Source organism: Mesorhizobium sp. B1-1-6 (assembly GCF_006443035.1).
Taxonomy (GTDB): domain Bacteria; phylum Pseudomonadota; class Alphaproteobacteria; order Rhizobiales; family Rhizobiaceae; genus Mesorhizobium.
In genome coordinates this window covers 446818-461843 of record NZ_VFWR01000003.1, presented here as the reverse complement: position 1 = coordinate 461843, position 15026 = coordinate 446818, and the positions used below count along the sequence as shown (strand labels likewise).

Below are 15026 nucleotides of genomic sequence, written 5' to 3'. Positions count from 1 at the left end.
ACTGCCCCGCTCCAGACTTCAGCATGGACCCAACAGCGCGAGCCCGTCAATCCCGCTCATTACGGCACTTGCGGCCTTGTTGTGCAAGTGTATAAATAGCCTTTCATGAAATTTTCTCGATTTTTTTCAGCTAAAAAGGGCACCGATGAGCGCTTTCGGATCACAGTCCATGGCGGCGACGCTGCGGCGCGTGCTGATGCGGTCGGCGGCCAACGCCATGCGCGACGCCGACAGATCTGCCTGGCACTATGGCCCGGGGTTCAATCCGGCGAAAGCTGCCTCGCAGCACGCGGCCCTTGCTGAGTTGGTAGCGGCTTCCGGCGCTGAAATCGAATGGATCGAAGACAAGGCCGACGGACTTTCGGATTCGGTGTTCACGCACGACCCATCGCTGATGACCGGTCGCGGCGCGCTGATCCTGTCCATGGGTAAGCCACTACGCGCCAGGGAGCCCTCGCTGCATGAGGAAACCTACACAAGGCTGGGCATTCCGATCCTCGGCCGCGTCGAGGCTCCTGGTCAGGTCGAAGGCGGTGATTGTGTCTGGGTGGACGCCCGCACGCTGGCGATCGGGCGCGGTGTCCGCTCCAACCAGGAAGGCATCCAGCAGGTTTCCAACCTGCTGACGCCGCTGGGCGTTTCCGTCTACGGCTTTGATCTGCCGCTGTGGCAGGGCGAAGAGGCGTGCCTGCACCTGATGTCGGTGATCAGCCCGTTGGCCGACGACCTCGCGCTGGTTTATTCGCCGCTTTTGCCGGCCCCGTTCTATCAAATGCTGAAGGCACGCGGCATCCGGCTGGTCGAAGGCGATGCCGAGGAGTTCGCTGCTTCCAACGGCCTCAGCCTTAACGTACTGCCGACTAGCCCGCTCAAGGTCATTGCCGTTGCAGGCTTTCCCAAGACCAAGGCCGCGATGGAGGCCGCGGGCTGCATGGTTGAAGTCTTCGAGGCGGATGCGCTCTGCATCGCCTGCGAAGGTGGGCCGACATGCCTGACGCGGCCGATCCTGCGCCAATGAATGCGCCATCCCGCCGCAAGTTTCGTCGCGAGGGCGAGGAGCGGCGGCGGCAGGATCTGATCGAGGCGACTCTGGACAGCGTGGCCGAACATGGGCTGCAGGGCGCCACCTTGCGCACCATCGCATTGCGTGCCGGCGTCACCGCGGGGCTGATCCGGCACTATTTCCCCGGCAAGGAAGAACTGCTGCAGGAGGCCTATACGGCACTGGTCGGCCGCATGACCGAGCAGGCGAAAGCAGCATTGGTCATGGAAGATGCCTCGCCGCGGCAACGCCTTGCGGCTTTCGTCACCGCCAACCTCAACGCGCCGATCATCGACGCGCGGGTTTTTTCGCTCTGGGCAACCTTCATCGGCCGCGCCGGTGCGGATCCGACCCTGGCCCGTGCCCACCGCGAAGGCTATCTCGGCTTTCGCAACGAGGTGGAGGCGGTTGTGGCCGAAGTGCTCGCCGCCGAACAGTGCAAGCCGGACGCAAGCCAGTTGCGCCACCATGCCATCGCGATCAACGCGATCATCGACGGACTCTGGATCGAAGGCTGCCTGGCCGGCGAGATGTTCTCGCCCGGCGAATTGGCGGCGATTGGGATCAAGGCTGTCGAAGCCGAGCTCGGCCTCGAGCCGGAAAGGGGAGAACACTAATGACCACCATTGGCGAAGCGTTGATATCACTGCTCGAGGCGCATGGCGTCGACACCGTGTTCGGTATTCCCGGCGTCCACACGGTCGAGCTTTATCGCGGGTTGGCGCGTTCGAGGATCCGCCATGTCACGCCGCGCCACGAGCAGGGCGCGGGCTTCATGGCCGACGGCTATGCGCGCGCCGGCGGCCGGCCGGGCGTCGCCTTCGTCATCACCGGCCCGGGTCTGACCAACACCATCACCGCCATGGCACAGGCGCGCGCCGATTCGGTGCCGATGCTGGTAATCTCGGGCGTCAACGCCACGCCGACGCTTGGCAAGGGCCTGGGCTTCCTGCACGAGCTGCCGGACCAGCGCGGCATGATGGAAAAGGTGGCGCTGTTTTCGCAACGCATCACCGAGGCCGGCGAACTGCCCGGCGCGCTCGCCCGTGCCTTCGCGCTGTTTTCCTCGTCGCGGCCGGGCCCGGTGCATATCGAGATTCCGACCGACGTCATGGTCAAGCCTGCCGATGGGATCGCGGCGGTGCTGAGCAATGCCGCGCCACCGGCTGCCGGAGCGACGGCCATCGCCGCGGCGGCCAGCCTTTGTGCGGCGGCTCGGCACCCGCTCATCCTGGCCGGCGGCGGCGCCAAGCGCGCCGAGGATGCGCTGCGGCGCCTGGCCGAAAGGCTGGGCGCGCCGGTCGTCGAGACGACCAATGCGCGCGGCCTGCTCCACCGCCATCCGCTCTGCGTACCGGCCAGTCCCAGCCTGAAAGCCATCCGCGCGCTGATGGGCGAGGCCGATCTGGTCATTGCCGCCGGCACCGAGTTCGGCCCGACCGATTATGACGGCTATGGCGATGGCGGATTTGTCCTGCCGGCCAATCTGATCCGCATCGACATCGGCGCCGATCAGCTGGCGCGCCGTCCGGCGACGGTGGCCATCCAGGCCGACTGCGCCGAGGCGATCGAAGCCTTGCTTGCCGCGCTCGGCTCGGTCGACGCGGGCAGGCAGGACGGGAAGAACCGCGCCGCGGCGGCGCGAAAGGCGGCTCGCGCCGAACTGACTCCCGTCCATGCGGCGCAGGTCCATGCGGTGGAAGCCATCCGCGATGCCCTGCCGGGCGCGATCATCGTCGGCGACTCCACCCAGCCCGTCTACGCCGCCAACCTCTATTACGATCACGACCGGCCGGGCGGCTGGTTCAACGCCGCCACCGGCTTCGGCGCGCTGGGCTACGGCCCGCCGGCGGCGGTGGGCGCGGCGCTCGCCATGCCAGACGCGCCGATCGTCTGCCTCACCGGCGACGGTGGCTTCCAGTTCACCTTGCCCGAGCTTGGCGCGGCGCTCGATGCCGCGGCATCCGTTATCTTCGTCGTCTGGAATAACAGGGGCTATCGCGAGATCGAGACTTCGATGCTCGACGTCGGCGTGGAACCCGTCGGCGTGTCCCCGGCACCGCCGGATTTCTGCAAACTGGCCGAGGCCTATGGCATCGGCGCCGAACGGCTCGCCGATACCGGCGCCTTGCCACTCGCGCTGAAGCGGGCCTGGGCAACGGGGTTGCCGCGCGTCATCGAAATCACGGTCGATTGAAGCTTCACGCCGGCGTCGATTTTCCTACCTGCATCGTGGTCATTCGCCGGCTTGGCTTTTGCGCGGCAACAATCGCCGCTGCCCGACACATGCAAAGACGCGACGGCTGCCATGTCGAGATATCAATTGAGTGATCGCACGAAAGGCGCGACGCTTCGCGTCGGCGCGGCGAAACAAGCGACATAATCAAAAAAAGACAGGAGCGGTCCAGGATGACGGAAACACTTCAGGGCAGGCATATCGTTGTGACCGGTGGAACCGGTGCGCTCGGCGGCGCGGTCGTCGGCAAGCTGCTGGGCGAGGGCGCGGTCTGCCATGTGCCGAACGCCCATGCCGCGGCACCTTCGCATTTCCCTTTCACCACGCACGAGAACGTCAGGCTGGCGCACAATGTCGACCTCTCCGACTCCGCCAAGGTCGAAGCCTTCTATGCCCAGGTTCCCGCCTTGTGGGGATCGATCCATCTGGCAGGCGGCTTTGCCATGGCGCCGGTGGAGAAGATCGAATCCGCCTCCTTTGCCGAGATGATGGACACCAATGCCCGCACCGCGTTCCTGTGCAGCCGTGCGGCGGTGCGCTCGATGCTGGCGGCGGGCACCGCCGGCCGCGTCGTCAATGTCACGGCACGCGCCGGGCTTGATCCGCGCCGCGGCTCGGGCATGGTCGCCTATGCCGCCTCCAAAGCAGCGGTCGCGGCGATGACGGTGGCCATGGCGGAAGAGCTGAAGCACCAGGGCATCCTGGTCAATGCGGTGGCCCCCTCGACGCTCGACACGCCGGCCAACCGTGCCGACATGCCGGATGCCGATTTCAGCAAATGGGTCAGCCTCGAAGCGGCGGCCGAGGCCATCGCCTACCTTGCCTCGCCCGCCAACCAGGCGATGAGCGGCACGCTGGTGCCGCTCTACGGTCGCGCATAAGGCGCATAGTTGATTCCGACGATCCTCGGGCTGCGTCCGAGTTTCCGACAAAGAAAAACCCCGCCGGATCGCTCCGGCGGGGTTTTGTTTCGGGCCTGTGCGAAAGGGCGATTAGCTGCCCTGCTTCTTCAGCGCGGCGCCCAGGATGTCGCCCAGCGAGGCGCCGGAGTCGGTCGAGCCGTACTGGGCGACCGCTTCCTTCTCCTCGGCGATTTCCAGCGCCTTGATCGAGACCTGCAGCTTGCGGGTCTTCTTGTCGAAGGCGATGACGCGGGCGTCGACCTTCTGGCCGACGGTGAAGCGCTCGGGGCGCTGCTCGTCGCGGTCGCGGGAAAGGTCGGAGCGCTTGATGAAGGTCTCGATGCCGCTTTCCACCAGCCGCACTTCCAGACCGCCATCCTTGACGCCGATGACCTCACAGGTGACGACGGCGTTCTTGCGCAGTTCGCCTGACGTCGCCGCTTCGCCAACCGTGTCGCGGGCCAGCTGCTTGATGCCGAGCGAGATGCGCTCCTTCTCGATGTCGACGTCGAGCACCTGCGCCTTGACCATGTCGCCGCGATTGTACTCCTCGATCACCTGCTCGCCCGGACGGGTCCAGTCGAGGTCTGAAAGGTGGACCATGCCGTCCACGTCGCCTTCCAGGCCGATGAACAGGCCGAACTCGGTCTTGTTCTTGACCTCGCCCTCGACCTGGCTGCCGACCGGATGGCTGCGAGCGAAAGCCTCCCACGGGTTCTCCAGCGTCTGCTTGAGACCTAGCGAGATGCGGCGCTTGGCCGGATCGACTTCGAGCACCACGACATCGACTTCCTGCGTCGTCGACAGGATCTTGCCGGGATGCACGTTCTTCTTGGTCCACGACATTTCCGAAACGTGGATGAGGCCTTCGATGCCCGGCTCCAGCTCGACGAACGCGCCGTAGTCGGTGATGTTGGTGACGGTGCCCTTGATCTTCTTGCCGATCGGGAACTTGGTGCCGATCTCCGACCAAGGATCGCTCTCGAGCTGCTTCATGCCGAGCGAGATACGGTGCGTTTCCTGGTTGATGCGGATGATCTGCACCTTGACCGTCTGGCCGATGTTGAGGATCTCGGTCGGATGGTTGACGCGGCGCCATGCCATGTCGGTGACATGCAGCAGGCCGTCGATGCCGCCGAGGTCGACGAACGCACCGTAGTCGGTGATGTTCTTGACCACGCCTTCGACAACCTGTCCCTCTTCGAGGTTCTGCACGATTTCCGAACGCTGTTCGGCGCGGCTCTCCTCGAGCACGGTGCGGCGCGACACCACGATGTTGCCGCGGCGGCGATCCATCTTGAGGATCTCGAAAGGCTGCGGGTTGTGCATCAGCGGCGAGACGTCGCGGATCGGGCGGATGTCGACCTGGCTGCGCGGCAGGAACGCCACGGCGCCGTCGAGGTCGACGGTAAAGCCACCCTTGACCTGGTTGAAGATGACGCCTTCGACGCGCTCACCCTTGGTGAACTTCTCTTCGAGACGCACCCAGCTCTCTTCGCGGCGAGCCTTCTCGCGCGACAGCATGGCTTCGCCAAGCGCGTTCTCGATACGCTCGACATAGACTTCGACCGTGTCGCCGACCTTGAGGGTGGATTCCTTGCCCTTGGCGCCGAATTCCTTCAGCGGCACGCGGCCTTCGACCTTGAGGCCGACGTCGATGATGGCCATGTCCTTTTCGATCGCGGTGATCGTGCCCCGGACAACCTGGCCCTCGCCGGAATGGCCGGCGGTGAATGATTCTTCGAGCATGCTCGCGAAATCGTCGCGAGAGGGATTTGCTACAGACATTGTTTCTCCTGGAATACCCCGCATCTTTAGCGGGGCGTGCGCCGTGGGTTAGCGTTGCGTTGGCCTGCCGGCGTTCCGGGCAAAGAGCCCTTGGCCGCTTAAGGCGGCAAGTCCGGCGCATGAAGAATGCTGGCAGGCTGGTTCGTGCCCGATATGGGTATTTCCTTTGCCTCCAGCAACGGAAACTCGAGGGAAAACCCGGATCAGGCCTTGTTTCCCTTGGACAGCACGTCGTCGATGACAGTTCTGGCCGCGAGAAACGCGGCTTCTATAGCCATTTCGCTGGTATCAAGCAAGTGCGCGTCGGGGGCAGGCTTCAAGGGCGAGTCGGCGCGGCCCATGTCACGCTCGTCGCGGCGCCGGATATCGGCGAGGATTTCGGTGAAATCAGCCGTGCCGCCGATGCTCTCGATCTCCGCCAGCCGGCGCCTTGCCCGCACCTCGGCGCTCGCGGTCACATAGAGTTTGATGTCGGCATCGGGGCACACCACGGTGCCGATGTCGCGACCGTCGAGCACGGCACCCGGAGGGGATTTGGCAAACTCGCGCTGTTTCTCCACCAGGATGCGCCGCACCGTTGGAAACACCGCGACCTTCGAGGCCGCTTCGCCAACCGCATGCGCCGACAAGACGGCCCGGTCGAGCTTCGCCAGGTCGACTTGGCGCGCGGCCGTCTCGGCCGCCGAGACATTGTCGAGCGGCAAGCCAAGCCGCAGCAAGGCATGGGCGACGGCACGGTAGGTGAGGCCGGTGTCGAGCAGGTTCAGTCGGTAGTGATCGGCCAGACGCCGGGCGAGGGTGCCCTTGCCGGCTCCGGCCGGACCGTCGATGGCGATGGTGAAGACGTGTGTCATTGGCAGGCCAGCATACCTGAAACCGAACAGCGTAGCGGTCCGGAGAGAGCTTGCGATCCGTCGCGCCCCCCTCTGTCCTGCCGGACATCTCCCCCACAAGGGGGGAGATTGGCAGTTCCGACGCCTCGCTCACTTCTGCAACGCGGGCGATTTGCGAAGGCCGCTGTGACGGCTGATCTCCCCCCTCGTGGGGGAGATGTCCGGCAGGACAGAGGGGGGCGCTGTCCTGCCGGCATTTCAGTTTGGCCCCAACCCATCAACTCTCACCCGATCTCCGCCCCAAGCCCCGTCATCAGGCTCATGAACTCCGGGAAACTTGTCGCGATCATGTTGGCGTCGTCGATGGTCACCGGCTTCTCGGTCGCCAGCCCCATGATCAGGAAGCTCATGGCGATGCGGTGGTCGAGATGGGTCTGCACGGTCGTGTCCGGGCCATTGGGGTGGCCGCCGAGCCCCTTGCCGCCGGGCTTTCCGCGCACCGCGAGCGATGCCTCACCCTCTGTGCAGTCGACGCCGTTGAGCTTGAGCCCATTGGCTACCGCCGACAGCCGGTCGGATTCCTTTACCCTGAGTTCCTCCAGCCCCTGCATCAGCGTCTCGCCCTCGGCGAAGCTGGCGGCAACCGCCAGCACCGGATATTCGTCGATCATCGACGGCGCCCGTTCGGCCGGCACGGTGACGCCCTTGAGTTCGGAGTAACGCACGCGCAGGTCCGCGACATCCTCACCGCCGGCGTTACGCGGGTTCAAGATCTCGATCTGCCCGCCCATCTCCTGCAAAGTCAAAAGCAGCCCGGTGCGGGTCGGGTTCATCAGCACGTTTTCGATCACGATGTCGGAACCCGGCACGATCAGCGCGGCCACCAGCGGGAAGCCGGCCGAGGATGGGTCGCCCGGCACGGCGATCGTCTGGCCGGTGAGCTTGCCCTGGCCCTCGATGAAGATATGGCGCACGCCGCGCTCGTCGGTCTCGACCGACAAATTGGCGCCAAAGCCTTTCAGCATCTTTTCGGTGTGGTCGCGCGTCATGACAGGCTCGATGACGGTGGTGATGCCGGGCGTGTTGAGGCCGGCGAGAAGCACCGCCGATTTCACCTGCGCGGAGGCCATCGGCACGCGATAGGTGATCGGGGCGGCATGCTTTGGCCCATGCAGCGTGATCGGCATGCGGTCGCCGGGCGTTGCCTTCAGCACCTGCACGCCCATCTGGCGCAGCGGCTCCAGCACGCGGCCCATCGGCCGGCCTGACAAGGAAGCATCGCCGATGAAGGTCGTTTCCATGTCATAGGTGCCGACCAGCCCCATGGTCAGCCGCGAGCCGGTACCGGCGTTGCCGAAGTCGAGCGGCCCTTCCGGCTGCAGCAGCGCGCCGTTGCCGGTGCCGCGGATCACCCATTCGTCGCCGCGCTTCTCGATATGCGCGCCCATCGCCTTCATGGCGGCGCCGGTGCGCATGACGTCCTCGCCTTCGAGCAGGCCGGTGATGCGGGTCTCGCCGGAGGCGAGCCCGCCGAACATGAAGGAGCGGTGCGAGATCGACTTGTCGCCCGGCACGCGCGCCGTACCGGAAAGCGCTTGACATTTACGGGCGGTGGCCGGCTTGGAAGCGGCGGCGTGAGACATGGAATTTCCCTGGACGGAATGCCGGCGGGCCGGCGCTTTTCATTTGTTGCGGCGGTCTCGTATCACGGTGGGCCGAAATGGTCATCCCCCATGGTCGACGCTTGACGCTAGGCCTTTCAACGCATGGTTTTGTGACGCCGGCTTTTGGCTTTGACAGCGCTGCAAACAGTGGTTAAGGGGACCACTCTTTTATCGACGAGGCTTGCCGTGGCAAAAACCGAACTTGGCACAAAGCGTATCGACCCTGAAACGGGTCGAAAATTCTACGACCTGAACAAGGACCCGATCGTCTCGCCCTACACCGGCAAGACCTATCCGCGTTCCTATTTCGAGGAAGGCAAGATCGCCGCCCTCGAGGAGGAAGAGGAAGTGGCCGAGAAGGAAGTGGACGCCGAGGACGAGGAGGGCGTAGAAGTCGTCTCGCTCGAAGAGGCTGACGAAGACGTCAAGGGCGACGATCTGCCCGATCTCGGCGACGACGAGGATGATGTCGACCTGGGCGACGACGAGGACGATACGTTCCTCGCCGACGAAGAGGAAGAGGACGACGATGTCGCCGACATGATCGGCGTCGGCGACGACGACGACGAGGTCTGACAAGGCCGGGAACGCAAGCGTTTGCCGGCTTTCGCAGCTTGTGAAGAAAAAGCCGCTGATGAAGGCTTGATATTGACGAAGGGCGGGGTTAGAAGCCGCCTGCACTAACGGCGCAGTCTCCAACCCGCGCCGGATCTCTTCGCCGGAAACGGCGCCGGTTGACTGCCGGAAGTGGGGCCATAGCTCAGTTGGGAGAGCGCTTGAATGGCATTCAAGAGGTCGTCGGTTCGATTCCGATTGGCTCCACCAAACAGTCACTTTTCCAAATTTCGGGGTTGTAGAAACCGGATTCAGCTTCGGAATTTTTGGACATCGCTGCCCGCCGCAGCCTGAAGCGCGCCGCTCAGGCGGTCGACGCGGCGGTTTCGTTCTGGCCGCCCGCTCCACTGATGCTGGGCTGCCTGCCGATTTCGCTGCCGTCGGGCGCGCCGGTGCTTACGCAATATGCGGCCATTGACTAAAACGGTTCCTGTTTGATTCGCTTTGAACGGGACCGTCATGAGCAAAGCCCTCACGTCCTTCGCCCTGGTCGCGGTGCTGACAGCGCTGCTCATGGCCTTGAGCCTGGTGGTGGCCAGGCACGGCTACCCCTACGGTGCGATCGGCGTCAGGCGCCTCGACGGCATTGCCGATGCCGGGATGTTCATACCACTCGCCGCTGTCTATTTCTTCAGCGCGCTGCTGATGATGATCCTGCCGATCAGAGCCGCCAGCATCGTGCTCACCCATGCAGCCGATGCCATCTTCTGGACCGTGATCGTGCTCCTTGCCTCCATCGTAGGCTGTCTCGTCGCCAGATGGGCATTCGGCCAGCGCGACGCCCTATGGGCGCTGCTGAACTGGCGGTTCCTGTTTGCGGCGGCTATCGTCGGTTGCCACTTCGTCATGAACGAGCTTCGCCGCAACGTGCTCTTGCGCAGTCTGTTTTTCGTTATCTTCGCGGCGGCCACGCTGGCCTGCCTGTTCTGGTCGTTCACGCTCTGAGAGCCGTTTCGATCCACGTCCAGAGATAGGATGCCAGGCCGCGATCGACATGGATGCGCAGTCGGTCCCGGTGGCGGTAGGCGATGGCGCTGACGCCGGCGAAGGAAAGTGCGGCACTGGCGCTTTCCTTGTTTGGGTCAAGCGTTGATCCGCGCGCGATGAAAGCGTCGATCGCCGAGCCTTTGACCTCGAACACATGAAGTCCAGCGCTGATCGCCGTCACCGCGAAACCTTCCGCGCGCCAACCCGCGGCGATGGCGAGCGGTGTGCTCGACACGACGAGCAGGCGGTCGCGCGCCAGACGCGCCGCATAGCGGTCACCTTGCGCGCTGCCAAAGGCGCCCACGCCGTTGCCATCCATGCCGGATCTCCGCGCCCAGGCGTCGAGGTTGCCGCTGACCAGCAATTGGTGAAGGCCCGGGATCGTGCGCGCCTCGAGACCCGGTGCACTGATGGTTGCCGACTGCCAGTCCGGCGCTACCGGCCATTTTTGGGCGAGATCACGCATTGAGCCGGTCTCCTGCCGGGTCGAAGGCGCATGGCGAGGTGATCGTCGCCGTCATCGCCTTGCCGAGATGCTGGATTTCGATCGTTTCGCCGTGGCGGGCCGCGCCGCGCTCGATCAGGCCGAGCGCAACCGGCCGGCCAAGCGTGGGGCTCCGGTAGCTCGATGTGACAAAGCCCTGGCTGCGCAGCTTGCCGCCGCTACGCTTGATGCCATGCGCGCCAGTTGGCAGCGGCGCTTCGCCGGACGGGACCGCCAGCCCGACCAGCTGCATGCGGTCGCCGCGCGAAGCCTCTTCGGTGAACAGCGAGCGGCGGCCGACGAATTCGGTCTGGCGCTTTGCCCGCGGGCCCTCGACGCCGAGGTCGTGCGGCAGCGTGGTGCCGTCGGTGTCCTTGCCGATCACGATGAAGCCTTTCTCGGCGCGCAGGATCATCAGCGCCTCGAGGCCGATGACAACCGCATCGAACGCCTGCCCGGCGTCGCGCAGGCGCGCCCACAAAGGCTCGGCGCGATCGGCCCGGATGGAGATCTCGTAGCTTCTGTCGCCGGTGAAGCTGACGCGGGTGATGCGCACCTCGTCGCCGTCATAGCTGCCCTGGCCGACCGCCATGTGCGGCAGCTCGCCATCCTCGAGCGAAAGGCCGAGATCAACCGTCTCGAGCAGTTTCCGGGCGTTCGGTCCCGAAACGGTCACGGTCGCCATTTCCGCGGTGGCGTTGTGGATGTAGACCGCGCCGCGCCCGAACCGGTCCTGGCGCCACTCCTCCAGCCGCGCATGCACGGCGGCCACGTGCGAGGACGAGCACGACACGACGAAGCGATGCTCGTCCAGCCGCACCAGCACGCCGTCGTCGAAGACCACGCCGTTCTCGGACAACATGAAGCCGTAGCGGCAGCGGCCCGGCTTCAGCGTCGACATCGTGTTGTAATAGACGAAATCGACGAACGCGGCCGCCTTGGGTCCGATCACCTCGATCTTGCCCAGCGTCGAGCCATCGAACAATGCGACGGACTGGCGGGCGCGGCGCGCCTCGTCCTGGATCGAGCGATCCGTATCGCCGCCGCCGCCGTAGTGGGCCGGGCGCAGCCAGCCGCCATACTCCTGGAACACGGCGCCGCTGGCACGATGCACGCTCTCCAGCGGCAGCCGCCGCACCGGCGCCATCAGTTCGCCGCCGCGCGCGCCGGCGAAGCTCGCCAGCGGAACCGGCGTGAACGGCGGACGATAGGTCGTGGTGCCGACTTCCGGCACCGTGCGGCCGGTGATCCCGGCCATCAGCGCCAGGCCCGGCAGGTTGGAGGTCTTGCCCTGATCGGTCGCCATGCCGAGCGTCGTGTAGCGCTTCAGATGTTCGACCGAGACGAAATTTTCGCGCGCCGCCAGCTCTATGTCCTTCACCGTCACGTCGTTCTGGTAATCGATCCAGATGCGTCCCTTCGAACCCGGCGTTGGCCATGCCGCTACTATCCCGCTGGTCGCCTCCGTTCCGCTGCTGCGCGACACTGCTGCCTTCGTCGGGCCGAGCGACGCGACGGCTTTCTGCGAACCGGCGAATACCTCCGACAACGAAACCGCGCCGGCGGCAGCTCCGGCCACCGCTATGGCCTCGACCGGGTCGCCCGGCAGGAAGGCCGCGCGCGCCTCGCTCCAGGCGAGCTTGCCCTTGGCCTGGCCGAAGAGATGGATGGTCGGTGTCCAGCCGCCCGACACCAGCACGCAATCGGCATCGAGCCTGGTGCCGTCGTCCAGCATCACACCCTCGACGCGCAGCTTGCCGGCCGCGGCGGTGAGCGCGCGGCCCTTGAGCATCCGCACCTTGGCGGGCGCGGCGGGCATACCGTCGCGCCTGATGTCGACAAGCGTGACGTCGGCGCCGGCCTCGGCGGCCGCCTCCGCCACTTCATAGGCGCTGTCATTGTTTGCGGCGACGATGATATGGCGGCCGGCCAGCACCGCATGGCGCCTGAGATAGCTGAGCGCCGCGTCCGCCGAGAGAATGCCCGGCAGGTCATTGTTGGCGAATGGCAGGGGCCGCTCGATGGCGCCCGTCGCCAGCACGATCCGGCGCGGCCTGACCCGCCACAGCGTGTCCGGCCGGCCGTCGAAATGACGCTGGTTAAGCCCGACCAGATTATGGTCGTAGATACCGAATGCGGTGGTCGAAGGCAGGACCAGGTGACCGCCGGCGGAAAGCCCCGCAACCGTCTCCTCGACCCACACGGCCGCCGGCTTGCCGTCGACCTCGCCGGCGCGGTGCCCGAGCGACCCGCCGGGCTTTTGCTGGTCGTCGACCAGCATGACGGAGCGGCCCGCGCCGGCCGCCAGCCTTGCCGCTGCCAGCCCGGCCGGTCCGGCGCCGATCACCAGCACGTCGCAATGATGGTTGATCTGGTCGGCCGGGCCGGGCGACGTCCAGTCCTTGTCGACCTGACCCAGTCCCGCCATGGCGCGAATGCGCGGCTCGAACCTGTGCCAGTCCGGCCACATGAAGGTCTTGTAGTAGAAGGCGGCCGGAATGAAGCGGGAAAAGCGGTCGAGGAAGGCGTTGCGGTCGGCCAGCGCATTGGGTGTCGCGTTGACGCTTTTGGCGACCAGCCCGTCGCGTGCCGGCTCGGTCGTCGTACGCGTGTTCGGCGTCGCCCTCGGGCCGCTGATATCCACCAGCGCGTTCGGCTCTTCGACGCCCGCGCCCCAGATGCCGCGCGGCCGGTGGTATTTGAAGCTGCGGCCGACGACCGCGACATCGGCGGCCAGCAGCGCGGAGGCGATGGTGTCGCCTGTGAATCCCTGCACGGTGGCGCCGTCGAAGCTGAAGCGGATCGGGCGCGAGCGGTCGATGGCGCTGCCGCCCGTGGCAAGGCGCGAGGCCGTCACGCCGCGTGCTCCCCGCCCAGGGCAGCCGAAGACAGCACCTTGTGCGTAACCGTATCACGCTCCATGACGAAGAATTCGCCGCAGTTCATATGCAGCCATATCTCGCGCGCCGCGCCTTTGGGGTTGGAGCGCAGATAGAGATAGTTGGCCCAGTGCTCGATCGGCACCTCGGCGCCCTCAGGCCTGACATTGCCGGCATCGCCGCCATAGTGGAATTCGGTCTCGTCGCGCGGGCCGCAGAACGGGCAAGGGAAAAGCTGCATGGCAAACCTCAGTCTTCGTCTTTATGCATGTCGTTGCCCTAAGGCCGCTCGGCGCTTTTGCGCGACATGCATCAATGCGCGATGCCGGAACCAGCCGCTTCGTCGATCAGCCGCCCGCTGGCGAAGCGGTCGAGATCGAAGGGGCGGCTGATGTCGTTGTGCCTACCCGTTGCCAAAAGGTTCGCCAGAAGCGTGCCGCCGGCGGGGATCGCCTTGAAGCCGCCCGTGCCCCAGCCGCAATTGAGGAACAGATTGGGCAGTGGCGATTGACCGATGATCGGCGAGGAGTCGGGCACGACGTCGACGATCCCGGCCCATTGCCGCATCAGCTTCAACTGGCCGAAGATCGGGAACATTTCCAACAGCCCCGCGATCACCCCCTCCAGCGTCGGCAGGTTACCGCGCTGGGCATAGGAGGGAGTGCGGTCGAGCCCGCCGCCGATGACGATCTCGCCCTTGTCGGACTGGCTGACATAGACGCCCGTGCCGGGCGACAGTACCACCGTGTCGAGGATCGGCTTGACCGGTTCGGTTACGCAGGCCTGCAGCGCATAGGAATTGATCGGCAGCCGAAAGCCGGCCTTGGCCGCCAGCACCGAGGAATGTCCTGCCACGGCCATGCCGATGCGGTCCGCGCGGATGGCGCCACGCGTCGTCTGGACGCCGCGGCAGCGCCCGCCCTCGACGATGAAGTCGGTGATTTCGCAGTTCTGGATGATGTCGACGCCGAGTCGGCTCGCGGCCCGTGCATAACCCCAGGCGACCGCGTCGTGGCGCGCGGTGCCGGCCCGGCTTTGCCAGATGCCGCCGAACACGGGAAAGCGCGCATTGGCCGTGAAATTGTAGATCGGCGCCACCCGGCGCACATCCTCGGGCGAAAACAGCTCCGCATCGATGCCGTTGATCTGCATGGCATTGACTGTGCGTGCCCCGATCTCCATTTCGCCGGTCGAGTGGCACAGGCTGACCATGCCGCGCTGCGACAGCATGACGTTGTAGTTGAGGTCCTTCGACAGTCCCTCATAGAGCCGGTGCGCCAGCCCATAGAGCTCGACGCTCTGCGGATAGTAATAGTTGGAGCGCACCACGGTCGTGTTGCGGCCGGTATTGCCGCCGCCGATCCAGCCCTTTTCCAAAACCGCTACTCTGGCGATGCCGTGATTCTTCGCCAGGTAATAGGCCGTCGCCAGCCCGTGGCCGCCGCCGCCGATGACGATCGCGTCGTAGGACGGCTCCGGCTCGGGCGAGCGCCAGGCCGGCTCCCAGCCGGTCTGGCCGGCGAGGCCTTCCTTCAAGAGCGACAAAGCTGAATAGCGTCTGGTCATGGCGTGCTGGAGGAGGTTGGTTCAATGGGG

The 15026-nt window shown here is 65.6% G+C and carries 14 protein-coding genes and 1 tRNA gene; 8 read left to right on the top strand and 7 right to left on the bottom strand.

From position 1 onward, the window contains the following. Positions 1–145: 145 nt before the first annotated feature. From FJ979_RS08810 to FJ979_RS08795, 4 genes are all read left to right on the top strand, one after another. Positions 146–1018 carry a dimethylarginine dimethylaminohydrolase family protein gene (locus FJ979_RS08810; RefSeq protein WP_140525839.1) on the top strand — a complete coding sequence of 291 codons (873 nt, stop codon included), beginning with the start codon at positions 146–148 and terminating at the stop codon, positions 1016–1018. Then, complete coding sequence (locus tag FJ979_RS08805; protein WP_140497252.1) at positions 988–1659, top strand: TetR family transcriptional regulator C-terminal domain-containing protein; 672 nt, start codon at positions 988–990, stop codon at positions 1657–1659. Before FJ979_RS08810 ends, FJ979_RS08805 begins: the two co-directional genes overlap by 31 nt. Further along, positions 1659–3239, top strand: coding sequence for a 5-guanidino-2-oxopentanoate decarboxylase (locus tag FJ979_RS08800; RefSeq protein ID WP_140580574.1), 1581 nt, complete (start codon positions 1659–1661; stop codon positions 3237–3239). The genes FJ979_RS08805 and FJ979_RS08800 overlap by 1 nt, the downstream gene beginning before the upstream one ends. Before the next feature lie 212 nt (positions 3240–3451). Beyond that, entirely contained in the window at positions 3452–4159 is a 708-nt protein-coding gene (locus tag FJ979_RS08795) for an SDR family NAD(P)-dependent oxidoreductase (RefSeq protein WP_140512879.1), read from the top strand. Positions 4160–4270: 111 nt separating this feature from the next. On the opposite strand, the gene rpsA is transcribed toward FJ979_RS08795, so the two are convergent. The 3 genes from rpsA to aroA form a co-directional block, all read right to left on the bottom strand. Then, positions 4271–5968 carry a 30S ribosomal protein S1 gene (gene rpsA / locus FJ979_RS08790; RefSeq protein WP_140497246.1) on the bottom strand — a complete coding sequence of 566 codons (1698 nt, stop codon included), beginning with the start codon at positions 5966–5968 and terminating at the stop codon, positions 4271–4273. Positions 5969–6171: 203 nt separating this feature from the next. Continuing rightward, positions 6172–6822 (bottom strand): (d)CMP kinase, encoded by a 651-nt coding sequence (gene cmk / locus FJ979_RS08785; RefSeq protein WP_140512881.1) that lies wholly within the window; start codon positions 6820–6822, stop codon positions 6172–6174. A 263-nt stretch (positions 6823–7085) separates the two neighbouring features. Then, a complete protein-coding gene (gene aroA / locus FJ979_RS08775) occupies positions 7086–8444 on the bottom strand; it encodes a 3-phosphoshikimate 1-carboxyvinyltransferase (protein WP_140580572.1) in 1359 nt (452 codons plus the stop codon). Positions 8445–8651: 207 nt separating this feature from the next. Between aroA and FJ979_RS08770 the strand changes: the two genes are divergently transcribed. The 4 genes from FJ979_RS08770 (at position 8652) to FJ979_RS08760 (ending at position 10025) form a co-directional block, all read left to right on the top strand. After that, positions 8652–9041, top strand: a complete 390-nt coding sequence (locus FJ979_RS08770) for a TIGR02300 family protein (RefSeq protein ID WP_140497238.1) — start codon at positions 8652–8654, stop codon at positions 9039–9041. 173 nt (positions 9042–9214) lie between these two features. Then, a tRNA-Ala gene (locus FJ979_RS08765) sits at positions 9215–9290 on the top strand. 56 nt (positions 9291–9346) lie between these two features. After that, a complete protein-coding gene (locus FJ979_RS32475) occupies positions 9347–9502 on the top strand; it encodes a hypothetical protein (RefSeq protein WP_181168359.1) in 156 nt (51 codons plus the stop codon). Between the two features lie 37 nt (positions 9503–9539). Continuing rightward, positions 9540–10025, top strand: coding sequence for a hypothetical protein (locus FJ979_RS08760; protein ID WP_140497235.1), 486 nt, complete (start codon positions 9540–9542; stop codon positions 10023–10025). Here FJ979_RS08760 and FJ979_RS08755 read toward each other — a convergent pair. The 4 genes from FJ979_RS08755 to FJ979_RS08740 all read right to left on the bottom strand — a co-directional run bounded on the left by FJ979_RS08755 (position 10015) and on the right by FJ979_RS08740 (position 14996). Next, a complete protein-coding gene (locus tag FJ979_RS08755) occupies positions 10015–10533 on the bottom strand; it encodes a hypothetical protein (RefSeq protein WP_140497233.1) in 519 nt (172 codons plus the stop codon). The genes FJ979_RS08760 and FJ979_RS08755 overlap by 11 nt on opposite strands. After that, entirely contained in the window at positions 10526–13408 is a 2883-nt protein-coding gene (locus tag FJ979_RS08750) for a sarcosine oxidase subunit alpha family protein (RefSeq protein ID WP_140580570.1), read from the bottom strand. Before FJ979_RS08750 ends, FJ979_RS08755 begins: the two co-directional genes overlap by 8 nt. After that, positions 13405–13671 (bottom strand): sarcosine oxidase subunit delta, encoded by a 267-nt coding sequence (locus tag FJ979_RS08745; protein WP_140580568.1) that lies wholly within the window; start codon positions 13669–13671, stop codon positions 13405–13407. The genes FJ979_RS08750 and FJ979_RS08745 overlap by 4 nt, the downstream gene beginning before the upstream one ends. A gap of 71 nt (positions 13672–13742) precedes the next feature. After that, on the bottom strand, positions 13743–14996 hold the full coding sequence (locus tag FJ979_RS08740; RefSeq protein ID WP_140580566.1) for a sarcosine oxidase subunit beta family protein: 1254 nt from the start codon (positions 14994–14996) through the stop codon (positions 13743–13745). Positions 14997–15026 lie beyond the last annotated feature (30 nt).